22 protein-coding genes are annotated in these 21,955 nt (G+C 64.6%); 11 read left to right on the top strand and 11 right to left on the bottom strand.

What is annotated here, in order from left to right; translation table 11 throughout:
* Positions 1–14: 14 nt before the first annotated feature.
* Positions 15–2,891, bottom strand: a complete 2,877-nt coding sequence (locus N6H05_RS00905) for a TonB-dependent receptor (protein WP_284112338.1) — start codon at positions 2,889–2,891, stop codon at positions 15–17.
* 224 nt (positions 2,892–3,115) lie between these two features.
* Between N6H05_RS00905 and N6H05_RS00900 the strand changes: the two genes are divergently transcribed.
* Positions 3,116–4,720, top strand: a complete 1,605-nt coding sequence (locus N6H05_RS00900; RefSeq protein ID WP_284112337.1) for a M20/M25/M40 family metallo-hydrolase — start codon at positions 3,116–3,118, stop codon at positions 4,718–4,720.
* 35 nt (positions 4,721–4,755) lie between these two features.
* On the opposite strand, the gene N6H05_RS00895 is transcribed toward N6H05_RS00900, so the two are convergent.
* On the bottom strand, positions 4,756–5,463 hold the full coding sequence (locus N6H05_RS00895; RefSeq protein WP_284114320.1) for a 2OG-Fe(II) oxygenase: 708 nt from the start codon (positions 5,461–5,463) through the stop codon (positions 4,756–4,758).
* A 28-nt stretch (positions 5,464–5,491) separates the two neighbouring features.
* Positions 5,492–6,247 (bottom strand): class I SAM-dependent methyltransferase, encoded by a 756-nt coding sequence (locus tag N6H05_RS00890; protein WP_284112336.1) that lies wholly within the window; start codon positions 6,245–6,247, stop codon positions 5,492–5,494.
* 221 nt (positions 6,248–6,468) lie between these two features.
* Between N6H05_RS00890 and N6H05_RS00885 the strand changes: the two genes are divergently transcribed.
* The 3 genes from N6H05_RS00885 (at position 6,469) to N6H05_RS00875 (ending at position 7,986) form a co-directional block, all read left to right on the top strand.
* A complete protein-coding gene (locus tag N6H05_RS00885) occupies positions 6,469–6,768 on the top strand; it encodes a hypothetical protein (protein ID WP_004209889.1) in 300 nt (99 codons plus the stop codon).
* A gap of 116 nt (positions 6,769–6,884) precedes the next feature.
* The gene (locus N6H05_RS00880) at positions 6,885–7,559 is read left to right on the top strand and encodes a hypothetical protein (protein WP_284112335.1); all 675 of its coding nucleotides are present in this window, start codon (positions 6,885–6,887) and stop codon (positions 7,557–7,559) included.
* Between the two features lie 16 nt (positions 7,560–7,575).
* Positions 7,576–7,986 (top strand): Rap1a/Tai family immunity protein, encoded by a 411-nt coding sequence (locus N6H05_RS00875; protein ID WP_284112334.1) that lies wholly within the window; start codon positions 7,576–7,578, stop codon positions 7,984–7,986.
* A gap of 3 nt (positions 7,987–7,989) precedes the next feature.
* Here N6H05_RS00875 and N6H05_RS00870 read toward each other — a convergent pair whose 3' ends face one another.
* Positions 7,990–9,126, bottom strand: a complete 1,137-nt coding sequence (locus tag N6H05_RS00870; RefSeq protein ID WP_284112333.1) for a nucleoside hydrolase — start codon at positions 9,124–9,126, stop codon at positions 7,990–7,992.
* Positions 9,127–9,176: 50 nt separating this feature from the next.
* On the opposite strand from N6H05_RS00870, the gene pip reads away from it, so the two are divergent.
* Positions 9,177–10,118: a prolyl aminopeptidase gene (pip, locus tag N6H05_RS00865; protein ID WP_284112332.1), complete on the top strand. Its 942-nt coding sequence runs from the start codon at positions 9,177–9,179 to the stop codon at positions 10,116–10,118.
* Positions 10,119–10,141: 23 nt separating this feature from the next.
* Positions 10,142–10,456 (top strand): hypothetical protein, encoded by a 315-nt coding sequence (locus tag N6H05_RS00860; RefSeq protein ID WP_284114319.1) that lies wholly within the window; start codon positions 10,142–10,144, stop codon positions 10,454–10,456.
* 110 nt (positions 10,457–10,566) lie between these two features.
* Here N6H05_RS00860 and N6H05_RS00855 read toward each other — a convergent pair whose 3' ends face one another.
* Genes N6H05_RS00855 through N6H05_RS00840 form a run of 4 tightly spaced genes read right to left on the bottom strand, consistent with a single transcriptional unit; the run spans position 10,567 to position 14,729 of the window.
* Entirely contained in the window at positions 10,567–11,001 is a 435-nt protein-coding gene (locus tag N6H05_RS00855; protein ID WP_284112331.1) for a hypothetical protein, read from the bottom strand.
* Positions 10,998–13,181, bottom strand: coding sequence for an excinuclease ABC subunit UvrB (uvrB, locus tag N6H05_RS00850; protein ID WP_284112330.1), 2,184 nt, complete (start codon positions 13,179–13,181; stop codon positions 10,998–11,000). Before uvrB ends, N6H05_RS00855 begins: the two co-directional genes overlap by 4 nt.
* Positions 13,182–13,231: 50 nt before the next feature.
* Positions 13,232–13,657 carry a hypothetical protein gene (locus tag N6H05_RS00845; RefSeq protein WP_284112329.1) on the bottom strand — a complete coding sequence of 142 codons (426 nt, stop codon included), beginning with the start codon at positions 13,655–13,657 and terminating at the stop codon, positions 13,232–13,234.
* Positions 13,647–14,729 (bottom strand): LysM peptidoglycan-binding domain-containing protein, encoded by a 1,083-nt coding sequence (locus N6H05_RS00840; protein WP_284112328.1) that lies wholly within the window; start codon positions 14,727–14,729, stop codon positions 13,647–13,649. The genes N6H05_RS00845 and N6H05_RS00840 overlap by 11 nt, the downstream gene beginning before the upstream one ends.
* A gap of 144 nt (positions 14,730–14,873) precedes the next feature.
* Between N6H05_RS00840 and N6H05_RS00835 the strand changes: the two genes are divergently transcribed.
* The 4 genes from N6H05_RS00835 to N6H05_RS00820 all read left to right on the top strand — a co-directional run bounded on the left by N6H05_RS00835 (position 14,874) and on the right by N6H05_RS00820 (position 16,946).
* Positions 14,874–15,440, top strand: coding sequence for a DUF3617 domain-containing protein (locus tag N6H05_RS00835; protein ID WP_284112327.1), 567 nt, complete (start codon positions 14,874–14,876; stop codon positions 15,438–15,440).
* A 40-nt stretch (positions 15,441–15,480) separates the two neighbouring features.
* The gene (locus tag N6H05_RS00830; protein WP_284112326.1) at positions 15,481–15,774 is read left to right on the top strand and encodes an HNH endonuclease; all 294 of its coding nucleotides are present in this window, start codon (positions 15,481–15,483) and stop codon (positions 15,772–15,774) included.
* A gap of 80 nt (positions 15,775–15,854) precedes the next feature.
* Positions 15,855–16,361, top strand: a complete 507-nt coding sequence (locus N6H05_RS00825; protein ID WP_284112325.1) for a DUF3617 domain-containing protein — start codon at positions 15,855–15,857, stop codon at positions 16,359–16,361.
* A 72-nt stretch (positions 16,362–16,433) separates the two neighbouring features.
* Complete coding sequence (locus N6H05_RS00820) at positions 16,434–16,946, top strand: DUF3617 domain-containing protein (protein WP_284112324.1); 513 nt, start codon at positions 16,434–16,436, stop codon at positions 16,944–16,946.
* A gap of 6 nt (positions 16,947–16,952) precedes the next feature.
* On the opposite strand, the gene N6H05_RS00815 is transcribed toward N6H05_RS00820, so the two are convergent.
* The 3 genes from N6H05_RS00815 to N6H05_RS00805 form a co-directional block, all read right to left on the bottom strand.
* Entirely contained in the window at positions 16,953–17,633 is a 681-nt protein-coding gene (locus N6H05_RS00815) for an HPP family protein (RefSeq protein WP_284112323.1), read from the bottom strand.
* A 67-nt stretch (positions 17,634–17,700) separates the two neighbouring features.
* Positions 17,701–18,918: an MBL fold metallo-hydrolase gene (locus tag N6H05_RS00810; RefSeq protein ID WP_284112322.1), complete on the bottom strand. Its 1,218-nt coding sequence runs from the start codon at positions 18,916–18,918 to the stop codon at positions 17,701–17,703.
* A 72-nt stretch (positions 18,919–18,990) separates the two neighbouring features.
* Complete coding sequence (locus N6H05_RS00805; RefSeq protein ID WP_284112321.1) at positions 18,991–21,063, bottom strand: TonB-dependent siderophore receptor; 2,073 nt, start codon at positions 21,061–21,063, stop codon at positions 18,991–18,993.
* Between the two features lie 271 nt (positions 21,064–21,334).
* On the opposite strand from N6H05_RS00805, the gene N6H05_RS00800 reads away from it, so the two are divergent.
* Positions 21,335–21,955, top strand: a complete 621-nt coding sequence (locus tag N6H05_RS00800) for a MarC family protein (RefSeq protein WP_284112320.1) — start codon at positions 21,335–21,337, stop codon at positions 21,953–21,955.

Here is a 21,955-nt window from a genome sequence, read left to right as displayed (position 1 = left end):
GGCCGGTCGCCCGTTCAGAAGAACAGCTTGCGGAAGCTGACCGACACGGTCCGGCCGAGCGGGTCGAGATAGCCCGGCTGATAGCGGACGGGCGTCGCCCCGGTCGCATCGGTCACGTCACGGCGGGTGTTGAAGATATTGTCGATACCGATCGACACGCGCGCGCCGCGCAGGAAGGGATGGGCCTTCACCAGGCTGGGCATCTGGCCGAAATTGGCGAACAGCCGCAGATTGGCGGTCGCCAGGCTGGCAAAGTCCAGCCGCGAACTGCCGCCCAATGCGCCATCGACATGGGTGCCGCTTTCCCAGTCTACGCCCAGACGGCCGCCAATGCCATTGTTCACATAGCCGACCCGCGCCTTCAGCTCGTGGCGCGGCTGCCCGCCCGAGGAGCCGACCGCATCACCGTCGAGCAGGTTGAGTTCGGGCACGCCCGGCGCGATCAGGATGCTCTCCGTCAGGTGCCAGGTATGATAGAGGCTGAAGGTCAGCCTTCCGCCGCCCTGGCCGCCGCCGGGGCCACGGAAACCGCCCGGCCCACCAAAGCCGCCGCCCGGACCGCCGGGGCCACCCGGTCCGCGCGGACCATCGCCACCGGCCTGTGCATTGTCGCCGCCACCCTGGCTGCCATTCTGGCCACCGGGGCCATCATTGCCGCGCTGATTGTTGTCGCCGTCGCCGCGGGGCGCGCCGTCATTGCCCTCGCCGCGTGGCGGACCGCCCTCGCGATTGCCCTCCGCGCCGTCGCGCGGGCCGCGATTGCCGAAGGCTGCGCGCATGTCCTGCAATTCCTTGGGCCGATCCTCGGGCTTGGCGCCGGCCGCGCGCCACGCCTCGATCACCTTCTGGATGTGCGACTTCAGCGAGATGGACAGGTCGAAGCCCCAGCGCAGCTGCTCGCTTTGCGAGCGCAGATAGTTGATCGGCCGCGCGTCGATGCTCAGCAACTGGCCATCCTCGTCGCGCATGAAGCGCTGCGGGAAGGCATTTTCGATCGCCGGCGTCGGCGTCGGGAAGGCCGAAATCGGGTTACTGGTCCGGCTGTTGAGATAGGTCGCCGTCAGCGTCAGGTTCGGTTTCTCGAACGGCTTGATCCGGGCGTTGATGCGGAACTGGTCGCGCGTGCTGGATCGCAGGTCCGGGTTGCCGCCGGAAAATTGCGTGACGAATACGGTCTGGCCGGTGGCATAGTCGAACACCGACACGTTGGGCGTCGAAATCACCGGATCGTTGATCTGCGTGCCGGTCGGCGCGGACTTGTCCTGATTGGCCGACACCAGCAACTGCACCGCCGGGACCGGCCGCCAGCGCAGGCCATAGCCCAGCGTCGACAACGTGCCGAAATCCGACAGATGCTGCGCCCCGGCGTTCATGTTGACGCCGACATCGCCGATCGCGCCCAGGAACCCCTTCGACCGGCTGGTCAGCGGTATGTCGAAACTGACCTGTCCGCTCGCAATCTCGCGATTATAGTCCAAGCCGCGTTCCACGCCCGACCGCACCGAATGGCTTTCAAAGCCATTGGCCGATCCCCCGACCCGCACCGACGTCATGACATTGCCGGCCGGCAGGGTCAGCAGCGATCCGCTGACCAGCAGGTCGCCGCCGATCGCGCGCGATTGCGACCGGGCGCGGTCGGTCAGGCGCGATTGCAACAGGTCGGCGGTGAAGGCGCCATAGGGATTGACGCTGGCCGATCCGGCATCCAGCGCGGCCTGGATGCCGCTCGTGTCGACGCCGCGATCAGTGCGGGTGCGGGTGTCGGAAATGTCGCCATTGCCGGTGAAGGACCATTGCCAGGTGCCGCCCAGCCGACCGTTCAGCGTGACGCCGACATGGCCGGTGGTGCCGCGGATCTTCTGCCCCAGCGCGCCGGCCTGCTCCAGATAGCGATAGAGGCGGACATCGTCGCCAAAGGCGGAGAAGGGATTGCCGCCGGGCAGGGTGAGGGCGGCGGCCGACAGACCCTGCAGCGAATCATTGTCGGACAGTTCCAGCCGGCCGTTGATCGTCGCCGATACGCCGCCCAGCGCCCGCGCCAGCGTCGCGTTGGCGGAGAAATTCTCGGTCGCGGGGCTGAGCGTGCGATATTTGCTGAGATTGCTGACGCTGGTCTGGTTCGCGCCGGCGACGAAATCATTGAGGCCGGGGGCGCCATTGGCGGCGCTGCCGGGCACGCTGGCGACCGTCACACTCTGGCCGGCGGCAGCCGACAATGCCGGGTCGATCTCCGCTCCCCGCTCGATCGCGGTGATATTGCCGGCCAGCGAATAGGGCATGCTGGGCGCCGCGGCATTGATGCCACGCTCGCTCTCCAGCAGATTGTCGGCCCGGCTATATTTGACGTTCAGCGTCAGCCGATTGTCGCCCCGGATGCGCAGCACGCCCACTTCGCCCTGGCCATTTTCGCGTCCGCCATCGGTGGTCGTGCCGCCGCGCAGGTCGACCGTGGTCGCGCGGAAACGCTGGCGCAGGACGATGTTCACCACCTTCTGCGTCGGCGCATAGCCATAGGACAGGGCGACTTCCTCCGGCAGGATATCGACCCGCGACACCGCTTCGGATGGCAGGTCGGAAATTTCCGAGAAGCTGGAAATGCGCTTGCCGTTCAGCAGGATGACCGGCGTGCCGTTGGTCTGCGGCGACAATTCGGTGATGATTTCGGAAATTGACGTGACGCCCAGCGCCCGGACATCGGCGGGCGACAATTGCTGTTCGGGCTTGATGTCGCCGGGCACCGCGCCGCGCTGGACCGCGCCGGTGACGACGATCTCGTCGCCCTCGTCCATCTGGGCCGGCGGCCCCTTCTGCTCGGCTTCCTGCGCCATCAGCGCGCCGGGCGCCGCGCCCAGCATCAATGAAAACAGCAGCAGCGACGTCGTCTGGCGCACGGAAATTTACCCCTAATCTGGACCCTGGCAGGATCTCGTTTAGGCGGCACTTGTCGCAAAAATCTGGCAAGGCAAAGACAGTTTTGTCGCAAAGTGTAACGGCGCGTCACATGGTGCAACAAATGCGTGTTCGGGGCGTGACCGGCCTCACTTGCGATCCCGCGTCAGTCGGGCATAGACGGGCTTTCGCGGCCGCGCCTGACGGCCGGACGAAGGGGGATTATATGCGCCATTCCATCATCCTGCTGCCCTTGCTGTGCCTGGCCGCGCCGGTCGCCGCGCAGCAGCCCGGCGATCTCAACCGCGTCATCGACGAAGGGCTGAACCACAGCCAGGTGATGCAGATCGCCCAGCATCTGACCGACGATATTGGCGGGCGCATGACCAATTCGCCGCAGATGCGGCAGGCCGAGGCCTGGACCGCCGACCAGTTTCGCCAATGGGGCCTTTCCAATGTCCGCAAGCAAGGCTTCCGTTTCGGTCGCGGCTGGTGGATCGCCGGTTCGTCGGTCAGGATGGTCAGCCCGCGCCCGATCCAGCTCACCGCCATCCCCATCGCCTGGACGCCGCCGACCAATGGCGTGCTGAGCGCGCCGATCATCGTTGCCCCGATGAAAAAGGAGCGGGATTTCGATGCCTGGCGCGGCAAGCTCGCCGGAAAGATCGTGCTGGTGTCGCTGCCCGGCACCGGCGACGAGCCGAACGAGGCTGCCTTCCAACGGCTCAAGGGCGAGGATATCGAGAAGCTCGACAAGTTCGAGCAGCCGAAAAATGATCCCGCGTCGCTGGAGCGGCTGATGAAGCGCCTCAGCTTCACCCGCAAGCTGGAGGCTTTCCTGAAGGCCGAGGGGGCGGTCGGATGGGCGCGCCAATCCTATCGCGACGGCAAGCTGCTGCATGGCGAGGGCTATGATTTCGGCGTCAACGATACGCCCGCGCTGCCCGGCGTCGAGATCGCGGCGGAGGATTATCGCCGTCTCGCCCGCCTCGCCAAGACCGGCCCGGCGCCGGTGCTGGAAATCAACAGCGACGTCCGTTTCGACGATAGCGACGTCAACGCCTATAATATTCTGGCCGATATCCCCGGCAGCGATCCCAAGGCGGGTTACGTCATGGCCGGCGCGCATCTCGACAGCTGGGTCGCGGGCGATGGCGCGGCGGACAATGGCGCGGGCAGCGCCATGATCATGGAGGCTGCGCGCATCCTCAAGTCGCTGGGTATCAAGCCCAAGCGCACGATCCGCTTCGCGCTCTGGTCGGGCGAGGAGCAGGGGTTGTTCGGCTCGATGGCCTATGTCGACGAATATCTCGCCACCCGCGCGCCGGGGCCGAAGGAGGAAGAGGGACGGGAGGAAATGTATTTCCGCTACAAGACCCGTTTCCCGATCACGCCCAAGCCCGGCTATGCGGACCTCAAGGCCTATTTCAACATCGACAATGGCTCGGGCAAGCTGCGCGGCCTCTATGCCGAACGCAACGTCGCCGCCGTCTCGCTGCTGCGCGAATGGCTCAGCCCCTTTGCCAGCATGGGCGCCGGCAATGTCGTGTCGCAGCCGACCGGCGGCACCGACCATGAATATATGCAGGCGATCGGCGTGCCCGGCTATCAGTTCATCCAGGATCCGCTCGACTATGAAAGCCGCGTCCATCACAGCGGCATCGATACCTTCGATCATCTGAAGGCGGAGGATATGCGCCAGGGCGCGGTCGTCCTCGCCGGCATGCTGCTACAGGCGGCGAACAGCGACAAGACCCTGCCGAGCATGCCGCTGCCGACCCAGCCGGCGGTCAGCGATCCGTTCAAATATGAGGATCCGGCGCTGGATTGAGCGTAACGGGCGGGGCGGCGGCGTCGCCGCCCCACCTAGCTCTGGGCGTCGTGGAAGATGATGCCCAGCGTGTGGCGCATGCCGGACAAGAGCCGGCTGACGCCATGGCGCATCTGCACCCGATGGACGCCGCGCGTGCCCATCACCGGCCGTTCGCGCACCGGGAAGACCACGGCATCGCCCTTGCGCAGCGGCACCATTTCAGGCCGCGACTGCATGCGCGGGCGCTGCTCGGTCAGGATGAAGGCACCGCCGGTGAAGTCCGCCTCCGGCTCCGACAGCAATATCGTGGCCTGCAACGGGAAGATGGTCGCGCCATAAACATCCTGATGCAGCGCATTCCAGTCGCCCGCCTCATAGCGCAGCAGCAAGGGTGTCGCCTTGTCCTGGCCACCAAGCGCGCACTGGTTGAGGAAATCGGCGTGACGGGTGGGGTAGAGCGCATCGCTCCCCATCATCGCCGCCCAGCGATTGGCGACCTGCGCCAACGGCGGATAGAGTGCCTCGCGGAGCGCCGCGACCGGCTCGGGCAGCGGATAGCTGAAATAGCGATAGCGCCCGCGGCCATAGCCATGGCGCGCCATAACCACCTCCTTGCGGAAGGCATGGGGCTGGTCCCATAGCGCGACGATCGCGTCGCACTGGTCCGGGGAAAGCAGGGCAGGCAGGCGCGCGGCGCCATGCCGGTCAAGGTCGGTGAGGTCCATGGCGCGCAGCATGGGCGGCGCGCGGCGCGACGTCATCCCGCGCGTTGCGCTCAAATCCGCTGCCTCATTTCGGCTTGCGGAACCGGTAGAGAAAGCGATCGGTCTTGCCGCGAATGGCGGGATCGAACACCAGCTTGCTATGATCGTCGGCCGGATTGGCGAGCAGCGGGCTTTGCGCCTCCAGCACGAAGCCGGCACGCAGGAAGTCGGCCTTCACCACCGCCGGATCGATCCGGTGCAGTCTGTCCACGACGGCGCGGGTGTCGCCGGCCGGGCCGACATGGTCGATGATGCCGACGATCCCGCCCGGCCTGGTCGCGGCATAGAGCGTCTTCACAAAGGCATCGGGGTCGGTGCGCGGAATGCCGAACTTGTCCGACTGCCAGTAGAGATCATGGTAGCTCAGATTGATGATGCTGAAGTCGAAACTGTCGGGCGCCGCGGCGAAGGCCTCGAACGGATAGCGCACCCAGTCCACTTCCGGCCGGCGCGCGACCAGTGCCGCCCATTTGGGTTTCTCTTCCTCGCTGGCATAGAATTGGCTGGGCTCGAACCCGGTCACCTTGCCCTTGGGGCCGACCGCATCGGCCATGATCTCCGCCCAATAGCCTGATCCGGTCATGATGTCGGCCGCCTTCATGCCGGGCTTGAGGCCCAGGAACGCCAGCGTCTCGGCCGGCTTGCGGCTTTCGTCCAGCGCCTGTGCGTCGGCGGGCCGCTTGGGGTCAGCCACGGCCGCGGCAAAATCGGTCTTGGCGGTGGCGATGATCGGCATGGACAGGGCAAGGCCGCTCAGGGCCAGGGCAAGCATCAGGCGCATGGTTTTCCCCTCATGGAAGGCGCGCCAGCATGCGCCCGATCGCGCATCCGTTCAACGATCCGCGTCGATGCCGGTCGATCGATTCCGGTCGTTGGTCGAAGGGCAGGGCAGGTCCGCCGCGTCCACTCGGCTCTCCACATGCACGTTCAGGCCCAATCATATTGTCATGGTTAACGGGCTCGGCTTGGGACGGCGCGGGGGCAGATGATAAGGAGAAAATGATGTCGCACCCGATGAAATTAGCCCCCATTGCCATGGTGTTGGTGGGCTCGCTGGGGCTGGGTGGCTGTGCCACGAAATCCTTCGTGCGCGAACAGGTGGCGACCGTGAACCAGCGCGTCGATGCGCTCGACGCCAAGCTGCAGACCACCGACGGCACGGCGCAGCAGGCCCTGGCCCAGGCCCAGTCGGCCGCCGGTCAGGCCCAGAATAACGGCCAGCGCCTCGATCAGCTGAACGCCCGCGTCGATGGTGTCGAGCAGCAGATGCGCGAAGCCAAGACCAAGCGCGCCAGAAACTGATTACGTAATTGATCACGCAACTGATCACATAACTGATCCGGTCGGGCTGGCCCCGATCCCGCGCCGGCGCCCCCGCGTCATGGGGGCGCCGGCCCCATTCCCGGATAGGCTCCTCCATGCACATATTCCCATGGGCGCTGGCGATGCTGGCGCTGTTCGGTGCCTCCCCCGCGCTGGCGGCCGCGCCGGAAGCGGCCGCGTCCGAGAAGCCAGCACCTGAAACCCCGCGATCGCCCGACGCGCGCCGGGTGATCGACTGGATCGCCGCGACCGGCGACAATCATGGCCTGCCCTATGCCATCGTCGATAAGCAGGCGGCCCATGTCTTCCTGTTCGATGCCAGGGGCAAGGCGCTGGCCGATGCGCCGGTGCTGATCGGCATCGCGCCCGGAGACGATGCCACGCCGGGTGTCGGCAAGAAGAGCCTGGCGGAGATCGGCCCGGCGGAAAAGACCACGCCGGCCGGCCGCTTCCTTGCCAAGTTCGGCTTGGCGGCGGGCAAGCAACGCGTGCTGTGGGTCGATTATGCGACCTCGGTCGCGATGCACACTATCCCCAAGGGCAATCCCAAGGAAAAGCGGCGCGAGCGCATGCTGTCGCCGACGATCGACGATAATCGCATCACCTTTGGCTGCATCAACGTGCCGATCGCCTTCTATAATCGCGGCCTGCGCCCGCAATTTCTGAAAAAGGGCGGCTATGTCTATGTGCTGCCGGACACAAAGTCGCTCGAAGCGGTTTTCCCTCCCCTGCATGTCCAGTCTTATCCGAAGGCGGACGCATCCTCATAAGGCGGGAGGCACGCGCATGACGATCCGGAGGGCAAGCGGCCTGATACTGGTTGCGGCGGCGGGGCTGTCGCCGGGCAGCGCACAGGCCGGCTTTTATTCGGGCGAGGCGCTGCTGGAAAGCTGCACCGCCAACCGCACCGACAAGGCTTTTTTCGAGAAGAGCTATGAATGCGTCGGCTATGTCGCTGGCGCAGTCGATGCGTTCAACACCACGCGCGAGGTGAATGGCCTCAGAAGCTGCATCCCTGCCGATGTGACGCTCAATCAGTTGAAGGGCGCCACCGTCGACTATCTGCGCGCCAATCCGGACAAGCGCGCCCAGTCCGCCTCCGCCCTGGTCTTCACCGCCACGCGCCAGGCCTGGCCCTGTCCCAAGGCAAAGGCCAAGCCCGGCATCAGGCCCGGCGCGAAGAAGAAGCGGGAATAGCGCTTATTTCGCGGACTTGCCGACGGGCCGCATATAGAGGCGTGCCATCGCCGCCTCCATCTTCGCCCGGTCGACCGACAGGATCACGCGTTGCGCCTGCTCGCCCAGATGCGGGCGATAGGATTCCGTCCAGGACAGGGTGTCGCCATAGGCCGCCGTCTGGCTGGTCTCGAAATCGACCCACAAAGTCTCGTCCTTCGTCACGATCTCCGGATTGAGCCAGGCCATGGCGACGATCTCGTCCCACATCGGATAGCCCGGCTCCAGCCCGGTCTGGAACAGATCGGTCAGCGGGGTATGGGCGGGCTTCAGTCCGTCGAGGAAGGCGCGGGTCCATTGCGTGCCGGTGGACGGATCGACCGGGATCATCGTGATCTTCTTCCACGGCGCATGGGCAAAAATCTTCGCCGCCTCGGGGTCCCAGCGGATGTTGAACTCGCGGCGCGGCGAATTGACGAATTCGCGGGCAAACTGCTCGGCCGACGGCCCTTCCAGCACCTGATGCGGGGCCAGGCTGCCGCCCATATAGAGAATTTCCTTCACATTGGCGGCAAAGCTGGGGTCCAGGCTCTGGGCGATGGCGATATTGGTCATCGGCCCGGTCGCGAACAGGGTGATCTCACCCGGATGCGCCTTCACCATCCGCACCAGAAAGGCGGCGGCAATCTCTGCGCTGGGCTTCGTCCTGGGGTTGCCGATCGGCAGGTCGGGCACCTTGGTCGGATCGGTCGATCCGGGATGCTCCTGGATCGTGTCGCCCGGCCAGTAATCGGTCCATGGCCCCTTGAACACCAGCCGGCCATATTGGCCTTCCCAGCGCTTGGTCGCCTCGGCGCTGTTGAGCAGCGGGAAGGTCGCGCCCGGCACCACCGGCACGTCGGTCCGGCCCAATATCTCCAGCGTGCGCAGGGCATAGGCGGTGGCCGTATCGCGCCACACCGATCCGCTGGTGGTGGTGATGCCCAGCACCTCGACATCCGGGCTTTGCAGCAACAGCAGCGGCACGCCATTGAGGCCGATCATGTCGTCGTCGACGATCACCAGTCGCTTGGCGCTTGCCGGCGCGGCGGGCTTGGCATTGCCCCCCTGCACGCCCAGCATCAGCGCCAGCGCGCCCAGCATGATCTTCATCGTCCGCATTGCGTCAAACCCCCATTTCGCTTCGTCCCGCCGCCTGTTAGGACGGTGTCATGCGCAGCCTCTATCCGCCGATCGAACCCTACGCCACTGGTCATCTTGACGTAGGCGATGGCCACAGCCTCTATTGGGAACGGTCCGGCACGCCCGGCGCCAAGCCCGCGGTCTTCCTGCATGGCGGGCCGGGCGGCGGCATCTCGCCTGATCATCGCCGCCTGTTCGATCCCGCCCGCTATGACGTGCTGCTGTTCGACCAGCGCGGCTGCGGCCGATCGACCCCGCACGCCAATCTCGATGCCAACACGACCTGGCATCTGGTCGCCGATATCGAGCGCTTGCGCGAGATGATGGGCGTCGACCAGTGGCTGGTCTTCGGCGGCAGCTGGGGTTCGACCCTGGCACTGGCCTATGCGCAGGCGCATGTGTCTCGCGTCACCGAACTGGTGCTGCGCGGCATCTTCACCATCCGCCAGTCAGAGATCGACTGGTATTATCAACAGGGCGCCAGCCGCATCTATCCCGACAAGTGGGAACGCTTCGTGGCCCCAATTCCGGAGGGCGAGCGCGACGACATGGTCGGCGCCTATCGCCGCATCCTGACCGGCGACGATCGCGCCGCGCAGGTCGCTGCCGCCAAGGCCTGGAGTGTCTGGGAGGGCGAGACGATCCGCCTGCTGCCGGATGAGGCGCTGTCAGCCACCCATGAGGGCGATGATTTCGCGCTCGCCTTCGCCCGGATTGAAAATCATTATTTCGTCCATCGAGGCTGGCTGGAGGATGGCCAGCTGATCCGCGAGGCCGGCAAGCTGGCCGACATTCCCGGCGTCATCGTCCAGGGCCGCTACGACATGGCCTGCCCGGCCGAAACCGCCTGGGCGCTGCACCGCGCCTGGCCGCAGGCGCGCTTTGAAATGATCGAAGGCGCCGGTCATGCGTTCAACGAACCGGGCATATTGGACGCGCTGATCCGCGCGACCGACGGATTTGCGGCATGATGGAAGGAAAAGACGTGCGGACTATGATGTTGCTGGCGACGGCGCTGTTTCTCGCCTCCTGTGGCGGCGGCGATGAGGTGACGGCGGTCGAGAACCGGAACATGCCCGAAACCGGTGCAGCGGCTGAAGTCGCCAAGCTCAATCCCGACTTGCGCAACGGCGTGCTGGAAAAGGCGATCAAGGCATCGGGCGTCGCCTGCCCCTCGGTCACTGGCTCGGAACGCGCCGAAATCCGGCCGGGCGTCAAGGGCTGGAAGGCCCAGTGCGACAACGAGACCGCGCACCTGATCGAAATCCTGCCCGACGGCACCGCCAAGGTGACCAGCCGGACGCATTGATCCCTGTCTAGAGCAGATTCCGATCCGACTGCGTCGGCTCGACTGCTCTATCCTCCTGTTTTGACGCGTTTCCCGAGTCATCAGGTGATTCCACCTGATTGGAAAACGCTCTAGGCGGCGCCCGGTCCTGATCGGGCGCCGATGATCCGCGCCAGCAATGCCATGACGCCCATCATGATCAGCGTGATCCAGGGCGATGCCATCATGATGATGCCGAGGCCGATATTCGCGCCGCCGGCAAAGTCGGCAAGATAATCCTGCCGCAATTGCCAGACGGCAAAGGTCGCGAACAGCGCCGTCATGCCGATCGCCACCGCCCAGAGCCATCGCCGGGAACTGCCGATCAGCGCGAGTGCCAGCATGGGCAGCGCCGCGATGGCGAAATGAAATAGGACGCCATCGGGCGCATCGATGAAGCCCAGGCGTCCGTTCGTGAAGGGCGTCCGTCCGACGACGACGATATCGGCCGCCACATTTTCGGCGAGCATAATGACGAGGCCGATGCCCAGCGCTGCACCGATCAGGAGCAGGCGGCGGCGTATCACCGCCCGAACTTCCGTGTCGTCTTCCCGAACCGTCCCTTGCGCGTCCCCGGCTTCCCCTCGGTCGCGCGGCCGCGCGGGGCGGCCACCTGCTGGTCCGCCGGCAGGCCCAGTTCCTCCGCCTCCAGCTTGCGGATCTCGTCGCGGATGCGGCCGGCTTCCTCGAACTCCAGGTCCGCCGCCGCCGCGCGCATCTTCTTCTCCAGATCCTCGATATAGGCGCGCAGATTATGGCCGACGAGGTGGGGCCTGTCCTCCAGCCCCGTCTCGACCGTGACCTGATCCTTGCTCGCGACATGGGCGATGATGTCGCCGATATTCTTCTTCACCGTGAAGGGCGTGATGCCATGCGCGTCATTATAGGCCTGCTGCTTTTCGCGGCGGCGGGACGTTTCGTTGAGCGCGCGCTCCATGCTGCCCGTCACCCGGTCGGCATAGAGGATGACGCGGCCATCGACATTGCGGGCGGCGCGGCCGATCGTCTGGATCAGCGATGTCTCGCTGCGCAAAAAGCCTTCCTTGTCCGCGTCGAGGATCGCCACCAGCCCGCACTCGGGAATGTCGAGCCCTTCGCGCAGCAGGTTGATGCCGATCAGCACGTCATAGACGCCCAGGCGAAGATCGCGGATCAACTCGATACGCTCCAGCGTTTCGACATCGCTATGCATGTAGCGGACCTTGATCCCGGCCTCATGCATGAACTCGGTCAGATCCTCCGCCATTCGCTTGGTCAGCGTGGTGACAAGCGTGCGGTATCCCTGGGCCGCGACCTTGCGGCATTCGTTGATCAGGTCGTCGACCTGGTCCTCGACCGGCTTGATCTCGACCGGCGGGTCGATGAGGCCGGTGGGGCGGATCACCTGTTCGCTGAACACGCCGCCGGTCTGCTCCATCTCCCACGGGCCGGGCGTCGCCGAGACGCTGACCGTCTGCGGCCGCATCGCATCCCATTCATTGAAGCGCAGCGGCCGGTTGTCGATGCAGCTGGGCAAACGGAAGCCATATTCGGCGAGCGTGATCTTGCGCCGATGGTCGCCGCGCGCCATCGCGCCGATCTGCGGCACGGTCTGGTGGCTTTCATCCACGAACAGCACGGCATTTTCGGGCAGATACTCAAACAGCGTCGGCGGCGGTTCGCCGGGCAGGCGGCCGGTCAGGAAGCGGCTGTAATTCTCGATCCCCGCACAGCTGCCGGTCGCCGCGATCATCTCCAGGTCGAAATTGGTGCGCTGTTCCAGCCGCTGCGCCTCCAGCAGCTTGCCCTCGGCCTCCAGTTCCTTCAGCCGCTCGGTCAGCTCGAAGCGGATCGCCTCCATTGCTTGCTTCAAGGTCGGGCCGGGGGTCACATGGTGGCTATTGGGAAAGACCTTCACATAATCGAGGCTGGCGACCTTCCTGCCGGACAGCGGATCGAACTCGACAATCTCCTCGATCTCGTCGCCGAAGAAGCTGATGCGCCAGGCCGTATCCTCATAGTGGGACGGGAAGATTTCCAGATTATCGCCCTTCACGCGAAAATTGCCGCGCGCGAAGCCGGCATCGTTGCGCTTATACTGCAGCGCCACCAGTTTGCGGATGATTTCGCGCTGGTCCTCGATTCCGCCCTTCTTCATGGAGAAGGTCATCGCCGAATAGGTTTCGACCGACCCGATGCCATAGAGGCACGAGACGGACGCGACGATGATCACATCGTCCCGCTCCAGCAGCGCGCGGGTGGCCGAATGGCGCATCCGGTCGATGCTCTCGTTTACCGAGCTTTCCTTCTCGATATAGGTGTCCGACCGCACGACATAGGCTTCGGGCTGATAATAGTCGTAATAGCTGACGAAATATTCGACCGCATTGTCGGGGAAGAAGCTCTTGAACTCGCCATAGAGCTGCGCCGCGAGAATCTTGTTCGGCGCCAGGATCAGCGCCGGACGCTGCAACGCCTCGATCGTCTTGGCCATGGTGAAGGTCTTGCCCGATCCGGTGACGCCCAGCAGCACCTGGTCCTTCTCGCCCTGCTTGGCCGCCGCCACCAGTTCGGCGATCGCGGTCGGCTGGTCGCCCGACGGTTCATAGTCGCTGACCAGGGTGAAGGGCCGTCCACCCTCGCTCTTCTCCGGACGCGCGGGCCGGTGCGGCACGAAGTCCTGGCCGGTTTCGGGTTCTTCAAGGCTGGTGCGGATCAGAATCGACATGGACGTAATATGGGGCCTTTGGGCAAGGGCGCAATCCGCGGCCTGGCAAGTCAGGGCTGCAATTCGAACGCGCTCTTGGGCGGCGGCGGATAGATCACCGGCTTGTCACCGAACCGCGCGCGCAACGCGGCTTCGCGGCGCTCGCTATCGATAACTTCGACATCCACCTCTTCAGGATATTTCAGGCTGACATGAAATTTCTTCCCAGTGATCATATATTCCAACACCGACCAGCGCATGTTGGGGCCGTCGGGTTCCAGATACCAGGCTTCCCAAAGCATATCGCTGAGATTTGTGTCGCGCGGATTATAATAACGAACGACGTCGCCTTCATCCTTGAAAACGCTGGGGCTTACCCACCCGTCTCCGATTTCCACATACAGAAACACGCCATCTGGATCGCCTCCGACCAAGCTGGCCAATTCTTGACCGATCTCGTTCATGAGCGGTCCCAGGGTATCGAGTTTATCGCTCATGAGGCCGGCCTTTTCTTTCGTTCGAAAAATCCTTGGATTCTTCGACGCCGTTGATGCGCCAAGTAACATGGATTCGATAGGGCCGTTTGGACGATCCCTCATAGAAGGGAACGATATGGACAAAGACCTTCTTTCCGTTGCGTAGTGCCCGCGTCCACCCGTCTTCCATAGCGCGGTAGGCGCCTCGATTGAAATTCCGATCCTGGGCGAAATGGTTGAAGCTGTCGCCGGGACCGTTGAAACGGGCAGCAATGAAATGACCGCCATCGTCACCGGGGCGACGATCCGGCTGACCTGCTTGAGCCTGTTCCTGCCGGGAGCGTTTGGCGATCGGCCCATCGGTGAGTTCGGCATTGATGTCTCTTGGGCGAGCGATGACATCGATATCGAAAGCATAGCCATTTCTCACTTCCCGCTGCCAGTTCGAGTTCAGTAGCTGGCTTTCCAGCGACGGCGGATCAGCCGGATCGGGCGGCAAGTCCCCGCCATGCGTATCCATATAATGGGCAAGGGCGACGACCTTGTTCTTGGCTGCCCGCCCCGCGTCCAGATAGGCCTGATGTGGCAGCTTCAGTCGCTGTCCGATCTGCAAGGGGTGATCGAGCGGCATGTTGTTCAGCCAGGCGAGGTCCGCAGCCGTCAGCCCCTGGCGCTGGGCGGCGATACGGCTGAGCGTGTCGCCCTGTTTGACCATGTAGAGCGAGTGATTGGCGGGGTGATCGGCGCGAAAGCGATCGCGATCAGGAGCACCATTTCTCCTTGTCGCCAACGGTGACGATGGCCGTGCGACGCCGGTGCCACCGGGACGGGACGAAGGCGCATTTGCGTTGCCACCCGTGGCGCCGAAATAGCGGCCCTGTCCACGGAAGGTGAAGCGACCGTTTTCCTCGTCATGCCAGGGGTTGAATTTCACCTCGATCGCGTCCGGCCCGATACGCCGACCGGTGCGGAGATAAAGACTGAATGCGGTTTCGCGATTGGATCGAACGGACTCCCTCCCGGTCATCGACACGCCCCCCCCCCCCATGATGAAGGATCGCCTATCACAATTTAAAGAACAAATCAAGAACAAATGATAGTGGAGCGCACCTCAGCACCTTGCCACGCCCCGCCACCCCGGATCGCAATAATCCCGATATCCAGACCCGCCGCCGCTTGCTAAGTCTGGGCCAGATAAAGGGTCGCTTCTGCCAAGATATGCCAGGGGAAGCCGGTGATGACCAAAGCCTTGACCAACGGCCTGCTGGCCTGCGCGCTCGCGGCGCTGGCCGGATGCGACAAGCCACCCGCCAGCCAGGGCACACAGATCGCCGCGACCGATGCGATGAGCCATGACGCCGCCGTCACGCAGATCGAGAAGGTGCAACTCAAGCCCGGTCAGTGGGAAGGCCGCTTCGTGATGGAACGGATCGAGATGAGCGGGGGCGAGGCCATGCCCGCTGCAGCGCGCCAGCAGATGCAGCAGGCGATGAACCACACGCTGCGCTATTGCGTCACGCCCGAGCAGGCCGCCCATCCCGACGGCCGCGCCTTTTCCGGCGATCCCGGCAAAGATTGCCGCTACAGCGACTTCGCCGTGCGCGGTGGCACGGTGAAGGGCAATGTCACCTGCCAGCGTGATGGCGGCACGAGCAGCATGACGATGGCCGGCATCTATGCGCCCGACAGCTATGCGGTGCAGATGGACATGCGCCAGACCGGCTTGCCCAATGGCATGGAGATGGCGATGAAGGCACGGTCTGAGGGCCGCTGGATCGGCCCGGACTGTTCGGAGGGGCAATGAGGTTTGGCATGTTCCTCCCTGATGGCGTCGATCGGGCCGAGTGAGGCAGGGGGAGGGACAAGGCTGCTGGCTCTGCGCCCGCCCGCTCGGCGCGCGGATCGAATGGCATCATCCCGTGCCCAAGAGCCGAGGCGGGCGACAGATGGTGGCGGTGCATCCGATCTGCCACCGCACCATCCACGCCACCCTGTCCAACGTGGAACTGGCCCGCGCCTATGCCGATGCCATGGCCTTGCGCAGCCATCCCGCCATCGCCCGCTTCCTCGCCTGGATCGCCGACAAGCCGGCCGATTTCCATGCGCCCACCCTGTCCGCCGGGCGCCGGCGGCGATGAATGAATGGGCGCGATAATTTCCCTTGCGCCCGCGCGCGCATCGGTAGAGCGTGCCGCCGTGGAACGAACGGGGAGAGGATATGCGTGACATTCTGACGCTGGGCGGCTTGCTGGCCACCAGCCTGACCCTTGCCGCCTGTGGCAGCGAACCGGCCGCTCCGCCCGCGCAGGAGGAGGAAGCCGCGCCGGCGATGATGAAGACAGGGCAATGGGCAATCAGCCGCAAGACCACCGGCTACAATACCCCCACCGTCACGGCGGAGGAATATCAGGCCGCGCTCAAGCAGGTGAGCGAGGACAAGATCTGCATCAAGGTCGATGCCGCCGGCGTGCCCGACGCCGATGCGCTGGCCGGGGCGGAAGGCAGTGAGTGCAGCTACAAGGACAAGATGGTGCGCAAGGGCCGGCTGATCGCGACCCTCGCCTGCAAGGCGGGCGCCGGCACCTCGGAAATCGTGGTCGAAGGCAATTTTACCGAAGACACGCTGACCTTCGGCACCACCATGACCAAGACGCAGGGCGGCAAGCCGGTGCTGCGCACCACCCATGACCTGACCGGCAAGCGCGACGGCGACTGCCCGGCCTGACAGTCATTCGCGGCGGATTAGCAATCCGGTAATCCGCCGCTTCTATGCCCTCCGGTGGGGATTGGGGGGCATATGCGAGCAGAATGGATGTGCGCGGCGCTGCTGCTGGCAGGATGCAAGCCGGCGCTGGATGATCCCGATAATGTCCCGCGCCTGGGTCGCTGGCGCGACGAGACTGTGCCGATCGGCATCAGCATCGACGATCGTGGCGTGCCCGATGGCGAACTGCCCGGTGATTTTCGCGATCTGCTCGCCAAGCTCGACCGGGTCGAGGAACATTGCGGGGAGCCTTATCTGCGAAAGCAGGATGAGATGGAGCGCTTCCTCAACCAGCGGTTCGAAGGCTGTCGGGTCGAGAGGCTCGATCGCGACGGTCCGGCGGTATCGGGCCTTGCCAGTTGTGCGCCGATCATGCGGTCGGCTGGAAAGGCGGTGACGCCGTCCGTCCGGTTTGACGGCATGATCGGACCGGACCGCCTGCAACTCGACATGCGAATGATCCAGCGGCTGAGCCTGCCGACCGGTAGCAATCATATGCTGGTCATCTCTGCCCGACGGATGCTTCGCCGTATCGGCGACTGCTGATCGGCCTCAGCCCGCCCGGCGGGCCTGGGCGTGGATTTCTGCCCGCGACAGCAGCAGGTCAAGGTCGGCGCGGCTGATGTCGAAATTGTCGGGCAGTTCGGCCAGCGCCTGGTCGATATCCTCCAGATGAAAGCCCGCCTCCGCGCGCATCTTGTCGGCGATCAACGGCGGCGCGACCGGCTGGTGCGGATAGCTGTGGCCCGACAGGCGGTGGAAGAACAGGCCCAGGGACACCAGGGCGATCGAATTGATCCCGACCGGCGCAAAGGCGAAGGCATAGCCCGCATCATGAATGCCCTGGCTGCCGATCACCGCGGTCAGCGCCGCCGCGCCGCCGGGCGGGTGGAGGCAGCGCAGCAGGCTCATCAATATTATTGCCACGCCCACCGCCACGCCGGCCGCGACCATCATGTCGGGGATCAACTGATAGGCGGCGACGCCGATCAGGCTGGACAGAATATTGCCGCCGACCACCGACCAGGGCTGGGCCAGCGGGCTCGCGGGCACGGCAAAGATCAGTACCGCCGACGCGCCCAGCGGCGCGACGATGATCGGCAGGTCGCCGGCATGCAACGGCAACTGACTGCACACCAATATGGTGAGGCTGATGCCGATCGCCGCGCCCAGGCCCGCGATCATCCGGTCGATCGGGCGGGCACCGGCCAGAAGGGGCTTGAAGAGGTTCATGCCCGGCCCATGCGGCGCGCAGGCGCGAAACGCTACCCAGATTTTCTTGGGTTCTGCAGAAGTCTGCTTATTGCAGCGCGTCGATCGCCCGCTGGTCGCACTGCTTGGGGCCGCGCGGCACCGGGCTGACATTGGGCACCAGCAGCGACTGGCCGATCCGCACCGGGGCGAAGCGCTTACGCTCTATCCCCTCGCAGCGCAGATATTGTTCCAGCATCCGCGGCGGCGTGTCGCGCTTCTCGTAGGAGAGGCGGAAGGTGCCCCAGTGAATCGGAATCGCAGTCGATGCGCCCAGCCGCTCGAACAGTTCGACCGCGCGGCGCGGGCCGATATGCGCGTCCGATTCCATCTGCCCCGGCCAGAAGCGGAAGGCGCCGATCGGGATCAGCGCCAGCCGGATCGGCCCGAACCGCGTCGCATCGCCGGTCCAGCCCATGTCGCCCGCGCCGGTGTCGCCGGCAAAATAGATATTGCCCGCCCGCGTCTCGATCAGGAAGCTCGACCAGAGCGCCCGGTTGCGGTCGGTGAGCCAGCGGCTGCTCCAATGATGGTTGCGCGTCGCATGGACCCGATAGTCCGGGCAATGCTCGTAATTCTCGCACTGGATCACCGCTTCGGGCACCAGTCCGTTCAACTGCGCGCCGGTCACCGACTGGCCCCAGTCGAGCGCCACCGACGGGATGCCGTTCGCCTTCAATATCGCGTCATTGCCCAGCGCCGTGACGATCCTGGGCCGGTCGCGCTGCCACAATGCCTTCAGCGTCGGGATATCCAGATGGTCATAATGATTATGGCTGATGACGATCAGGTCGATCCTGGGCAGATCCTTCATCCTGATGCCCGGCTCCGCGACCCGTTTCGGCCCCAACGGCGGAAAGGGGCTGGCACGGTCGGACCAGATCGGATCGGTCAATATGTTGATGCCCGCCGCCTGCACCAGCACGGTCGCATGGCCGACCCAGGTGGCGACCATGCCGCGCGGCGCGGCAAAGGGGGCGGGGCGCGCCGGCTTGACCGCCACCGCATCGGGCCATGCCGGGCGATCGTCATTGCCAAGCAGCCAGCGGGCGATGAAGCCCTGGCGGCTGGTGCCGGGCGGGGCGGGCATGTCGATCTCGCCATCGGGATTGAAGAAGCGGGCGCCGTCATAATGGCGGCTCGCCGGCCCCGCATAATAGATGCGGTCGAGAAAGGGCGGCACGATCACCGTCGCCAGACAGGCGGCGATCAGCAGGAACAGCAGCGCGACCCCGACAGCCTTCATCATTGCAACCGCGCGCGCCATGCCTGCTCCCGTGCCTGTCATCGCGCCGACATAACGTGCCGGCGCGACAGGGCAAGGCTGCAACGGGCAGGGTTACAGCGCGATCCGGGCAGAGGCACGGATGGTGCGCGGCGCGCCGGGGAAAATCCATAGCGAACTATAGGAACTTTGTGCATAGCGGGCGTCGAACAGATTGTCGGCCTCCACCCGCAGCGTCACATGGCGCGACAAGGCATAATCGACCGCCGCCTTGGCCTTCACATAGTCGGGCAGGCGCAGGCCGCTGCCATCGATCGCTCCGGCCCGTTCGCCGACATAGGCAAGGCCGGCGCTGACTGACGGGCCGCGCCCGTCCGCGTCTAAGAAGCGCCCGACGGCAAACAGTGATCCGGCATGTTCGGGCACGTTCAGCACGTCGTCGGTGGCAAAGGCGTCGTCGTCCGCCTGTGCATCGGTCCAGGCATAATTGCCGACCAGTTGCCAATGGGCGCCCAGCTTCACCGACGCATCCAGCTCCAGCCCTCGGCTGCGCAGCTTGCCGACCGGTGCCAGATAATTGGCGTCGACCGGATCATTGGTCAGGATGCCGCGCTTGCGGATGTCGAACCAACTCAAGGCGACGTCGATGCCCGGCCAGGCACCGCTCAGCCCCAGTTCATAGCCCTTGCCCTGTTCCGGGGCGAAGCCGGTGCCGTTGCGATCTGTACCCGAATTGAGCACGAAATTCTCGCCCCAATTGCCATGCACCGCGATCGCATTGGACAGTTGGTAGCGCGCGCCGAAGCGAAAGCTTAGCGGCTCGTCCACCGTTTTGCCGACCGCGCCGGTGCGGTTGTTGCGAATGCGCTGGCGATAGGCGTCGAAACGCATGCCGCCGATCAACGTCAGCCGGTCGGTCGCGTTCCACATGTCCTGGACATAGAGCGTGCCCGACCAGCGCTTTTCCCGGTTGTTGGTGAAAGGCAGCAATTCGGGCGGCGTCTGGCCATAGACCGGATTATCGATATCGACAGCATAGGGGATATCGGCCGTGGGGTTCCGCCGCATCCAGCGCTCGGCATAGTCGAGCACATAGCCCTTGGCACCGACGCTGAGCGCATGATCGCCGATCCTTCCACGCAGTTCGATCCGCGCGGACAGGTCATCGACCTTGAAGTCGCGCGAGCGGCGCTGGCGCCACAGCGTCTGATTGTCGATCAGGCGCGACTGGTCCGATGAAAAGCCCTTCAGCGTCCCGGTGCGCCAGGCAACCCCGCCATTGAGGCTCCAGTTCCCGCCCAGATCGGCCTCGCCGCTCAACTGGTGTCGCTGGTTGCGCGCCTTGGTGTCGCCGTCATTCGGTTCGCCATAATAGGTTGATCGCGGCAAGGCGTTGGCGTCGCCGTTGATCGCCGGAATGCCGCGATCGAACGGCGCATCGAAACGCGTGATCTCGCCGACATAGGTGAAGCGTAGCCCGTCGCGCGGCCGCCAGGTCAGCGACGGCGCGACCACCCGGCGCCGGAGTGACACATGGCCGCGCCAGCCATCACTATCCTCGGTCGCGATCACCAGCCGCGCGGCGATCGTCGTGGAGAGCGGCACGTTCGCATCCAGTTCGATCCGTTTGGTATCGAACGAACCATAGGTAAAGATCGCGCTTGCCGCCGGGGTGAAGCCGGGCGTTTTCGACACGATGTTGACCCGTCCACCCGGATCGATATCGCCGAACAACGCGCCCGCTGGTCCTTTCAGCAATTCGATCCGCTCGGTCGTGGCCGGGTCGCGCGGGGGCGCCATGCCCCGATTGGCGAAGAAGCCGTCGACATAATATTCCGCGCCGCCATCGGGCGTGCCCAGGAAACCGCGAATGGCGAAATTGTCCATGAAGCCGCCGCGATTATTCTGGTTGCTGACCCCGCTCACCAGTTCCAGCGCGTCCGACAGGCGATAGGTGCCGACCGCGCTCATCAGGTCGCGCTCGATCGAGCGGCTGGATTGCGACATGGTTTCGGTCGCCCGGTCGGATGACAGGGTGGAGTCGACGCGTGCCGTGCGGGTGCCCAGCACGACGATTTCGGATGGCGCACGACGATCTTCCTCGACATCGACGGTTTCGGCCAGGGCAGGGGCGACGCAGAAAAGCGAAGGCGAAAGCAGGGCCGTCGCGGACAGGCGCTTGAACAAAGGAGATGTCTTTCCAGTTATGAGATAACGTCTCATTATTGAATGAAGCGGAGTGCTGTCAAGCGGATGCTGTCCGTCCCGCCGTCGGATCATGGATAACCCTGATAGCCACCAGCTCTTTGCCGACTTAGCTTTAAGCACTCCGTTTCCGACCTTTGGCTGGCAGGAACCGATCGGGTGAAAGTCCGCTTGTCCTGTTATCCTCGATGACAATGTCGGGACGCGGATTTTTGACTGCTGGCGGCGGTTCGGTAGGGCAGGGGAGTGCGCCATGAATGATCTCAGTTTCGTCCTGATCATCTTCTTCGTCACACTGGGGCCGATCAAGGTGATCCCGGCCTATGCCCAGCTGACCAGTCAATTGTCCGAAAGCGATCGTCGCGGACTGGCGATCAAGGCGACCCTGCTGGCCACGGCCGTCGGCTTCCTGATTCTTTTCCTGGGCGACAAGCTGCGCCAGAATTGGCAGATCGGCTCGGCGGACCTGTTGCTGACCGGGGGCGTGCTACTGCTGATCGGCGCGCTCGAAGCGATCAAGAATGCGCAGCATCGGCCCGATGCACAGGAGCCGCCGCAATCCGCCAAGGGGCTGGCTCTGTCGCCGGTCACCTTTCCGATCATTATCACCCCTTATGGCATCGTCGCGCTGCTGCTGTTCGCGGCGGTCGCCGGCGATACCCAGACCTTCCTGATCGGCGTGTTTGGCATTTTCCTGGGCATGATGGTCGCCGATTGCCTGGCGATGATCTACGCCCGGCAATTGCTCGGCTTCATCCGCATCGGCACGCTGATGGCGTTCGGCTGGCTGATCGCGGTGCTGCAGGCGGCGCTGGCGATTCATGCCTTCATGACCGGACTTCAGCAATATGGCGTGATTCCGGTCGCGTCCTGA

The sequence above is a fragment of the Sphingobium sp. WTD-1 genome, assembly GCF_030128825.1.
In the GTDB taxonomy this organism is placed as follows: Bacteria; Pseudomonadota; Alphaproteobacteria; order Sphingomonadales; family Sphingomonadaceae; genus Sphingobium.
Note: the sequence above shows the minus strand (reverse complement) of the source record. Positions and strands in the feature narration are given on the sequence as shown.

Excerpts from the sequence above, each read along its gene's own strand:
- N6H05_RS00900 (WP_284112337.1), top strand. The coding sequence starts at position 3,116 with ATGCGCCATTCCATCATCCTGCTGCCCTTGCTGTGCCTGGCCGCGCCG.
- N6H05_RS00895 (WP_284114320.1), bottom strand. The coding sequence starts at position 5,463 with ATGACGTCGCGCCGCGCGCCGCCCATGCTGCGCGCCATGGACCTCACC.
- N6H05_RS00890 (WP_284112336.1), bottom strand. The coding sequence starts at position 6,247 with ATGCGCCTGATGCTTGCCCTGGCCCTGAGCGGCCTTGCCCTGTCCATG.
- N6H05_RS00885 (WP_004209889.1), top strand. The coding sequence starts at position 6,469 with ATGTCGCACCCGATGAAATTAGCCCCCATTGCCATGGTGTTGGTGGGC.
- N6H05_RS00880 (WP_284112335.1), top strand. The coding sequence starts at position 6,885 with ATGCACATATTCCCATGGGCGCTGGCGATGCTGGCGCTGTTCGGTGCC.
- N6H05_RS00875 (WP_284112334.1), top strand. The coding sequence starts at position 7,576 with ATGACGATCCGGAGGGCAAGCGGCCTGATACTGGTTGCGGCGGCGGGG.
- N6H05_RS00870 (WP_284112333.1), bottom strand. The coding sequence starts at position 9,126 with ATGCGGACGATGAAGATCATGCTGGGCGCGCTGGCGCTGATGCTGGGC.
- pip (WP_284112332.1), top strand. The coding sequence starts at position 9,177 with ATGCGCAGCCTCTATCCGCCGATCGAACCCTACGCCACTGGTCATCTT.
- N6H05_RS00860 (WP_284114319.1), top strand. The coding sequence starts at position 10,142 with ATGATGTTGCTGGCGACGGCGCTGTTTCTCGCCTCCTGTGGCGGCGGC.
- uvrB (WP_284112330.1), bottom strand. The coding sequence starts at position 13,181 with ATGTCGATTCTGATCCGCACCAGCCTTGAAGAACCCGAAACCGGCCAG.
- N6H05_RS00845 (WP_284112329.1), bottom strand. The coding sequence starts at position 13,657 with ATGAGCGATAAACTCGATACCCTGGGACCGCTCATGAACGAGATCGGT.
- N6H05_RS00835 (WP_284112327.1), top strand. The coding sequence starts at position 14,874 with ATGACCAAAGCCTTGACCAACGGCCTGCTGGCCTGCGCGCTCGCGGCG.
- N6H05_RS00825 (WP_284112325.1), top strand. The coding sequence starts at position 15,855 with ATGCGTGACATTCTGACGCTGGGCGGCTTGCTGGCCACCAGCCTGACC.
- N6H05_RS00820 (WP_284112324.1), top strand. The coding sequence starts at position 16,434 with ATGCGAGCAGAATGGATGTGCGCGGCGCTGCTGCTGGCAGGATGCAAG.
- N6H05_RS00815 (WP_284112323.1), bottom strand. The coding sequence starts at position 17,633 with ATGAACCTCTTCAAGCCCCTTCTGGCCGGTGCCCGCCCGATCGACCGG.
- N6H05_RS00810 (WP_284112322.1), bottom strand. The coding sequence starts at position 18,918 with ATGGCGCGCGCGGTTGCAATGATGAAGGCTGTCGGGGTCGCGCTGCTG.
- N6H05_RS00800 (WP_284112320.1), top strand. The coding sequence starts at position 21,335 with ATGAATGATCTCAGTTTCGTCCTGATCATCTTCTTCGTCACACTGGGG.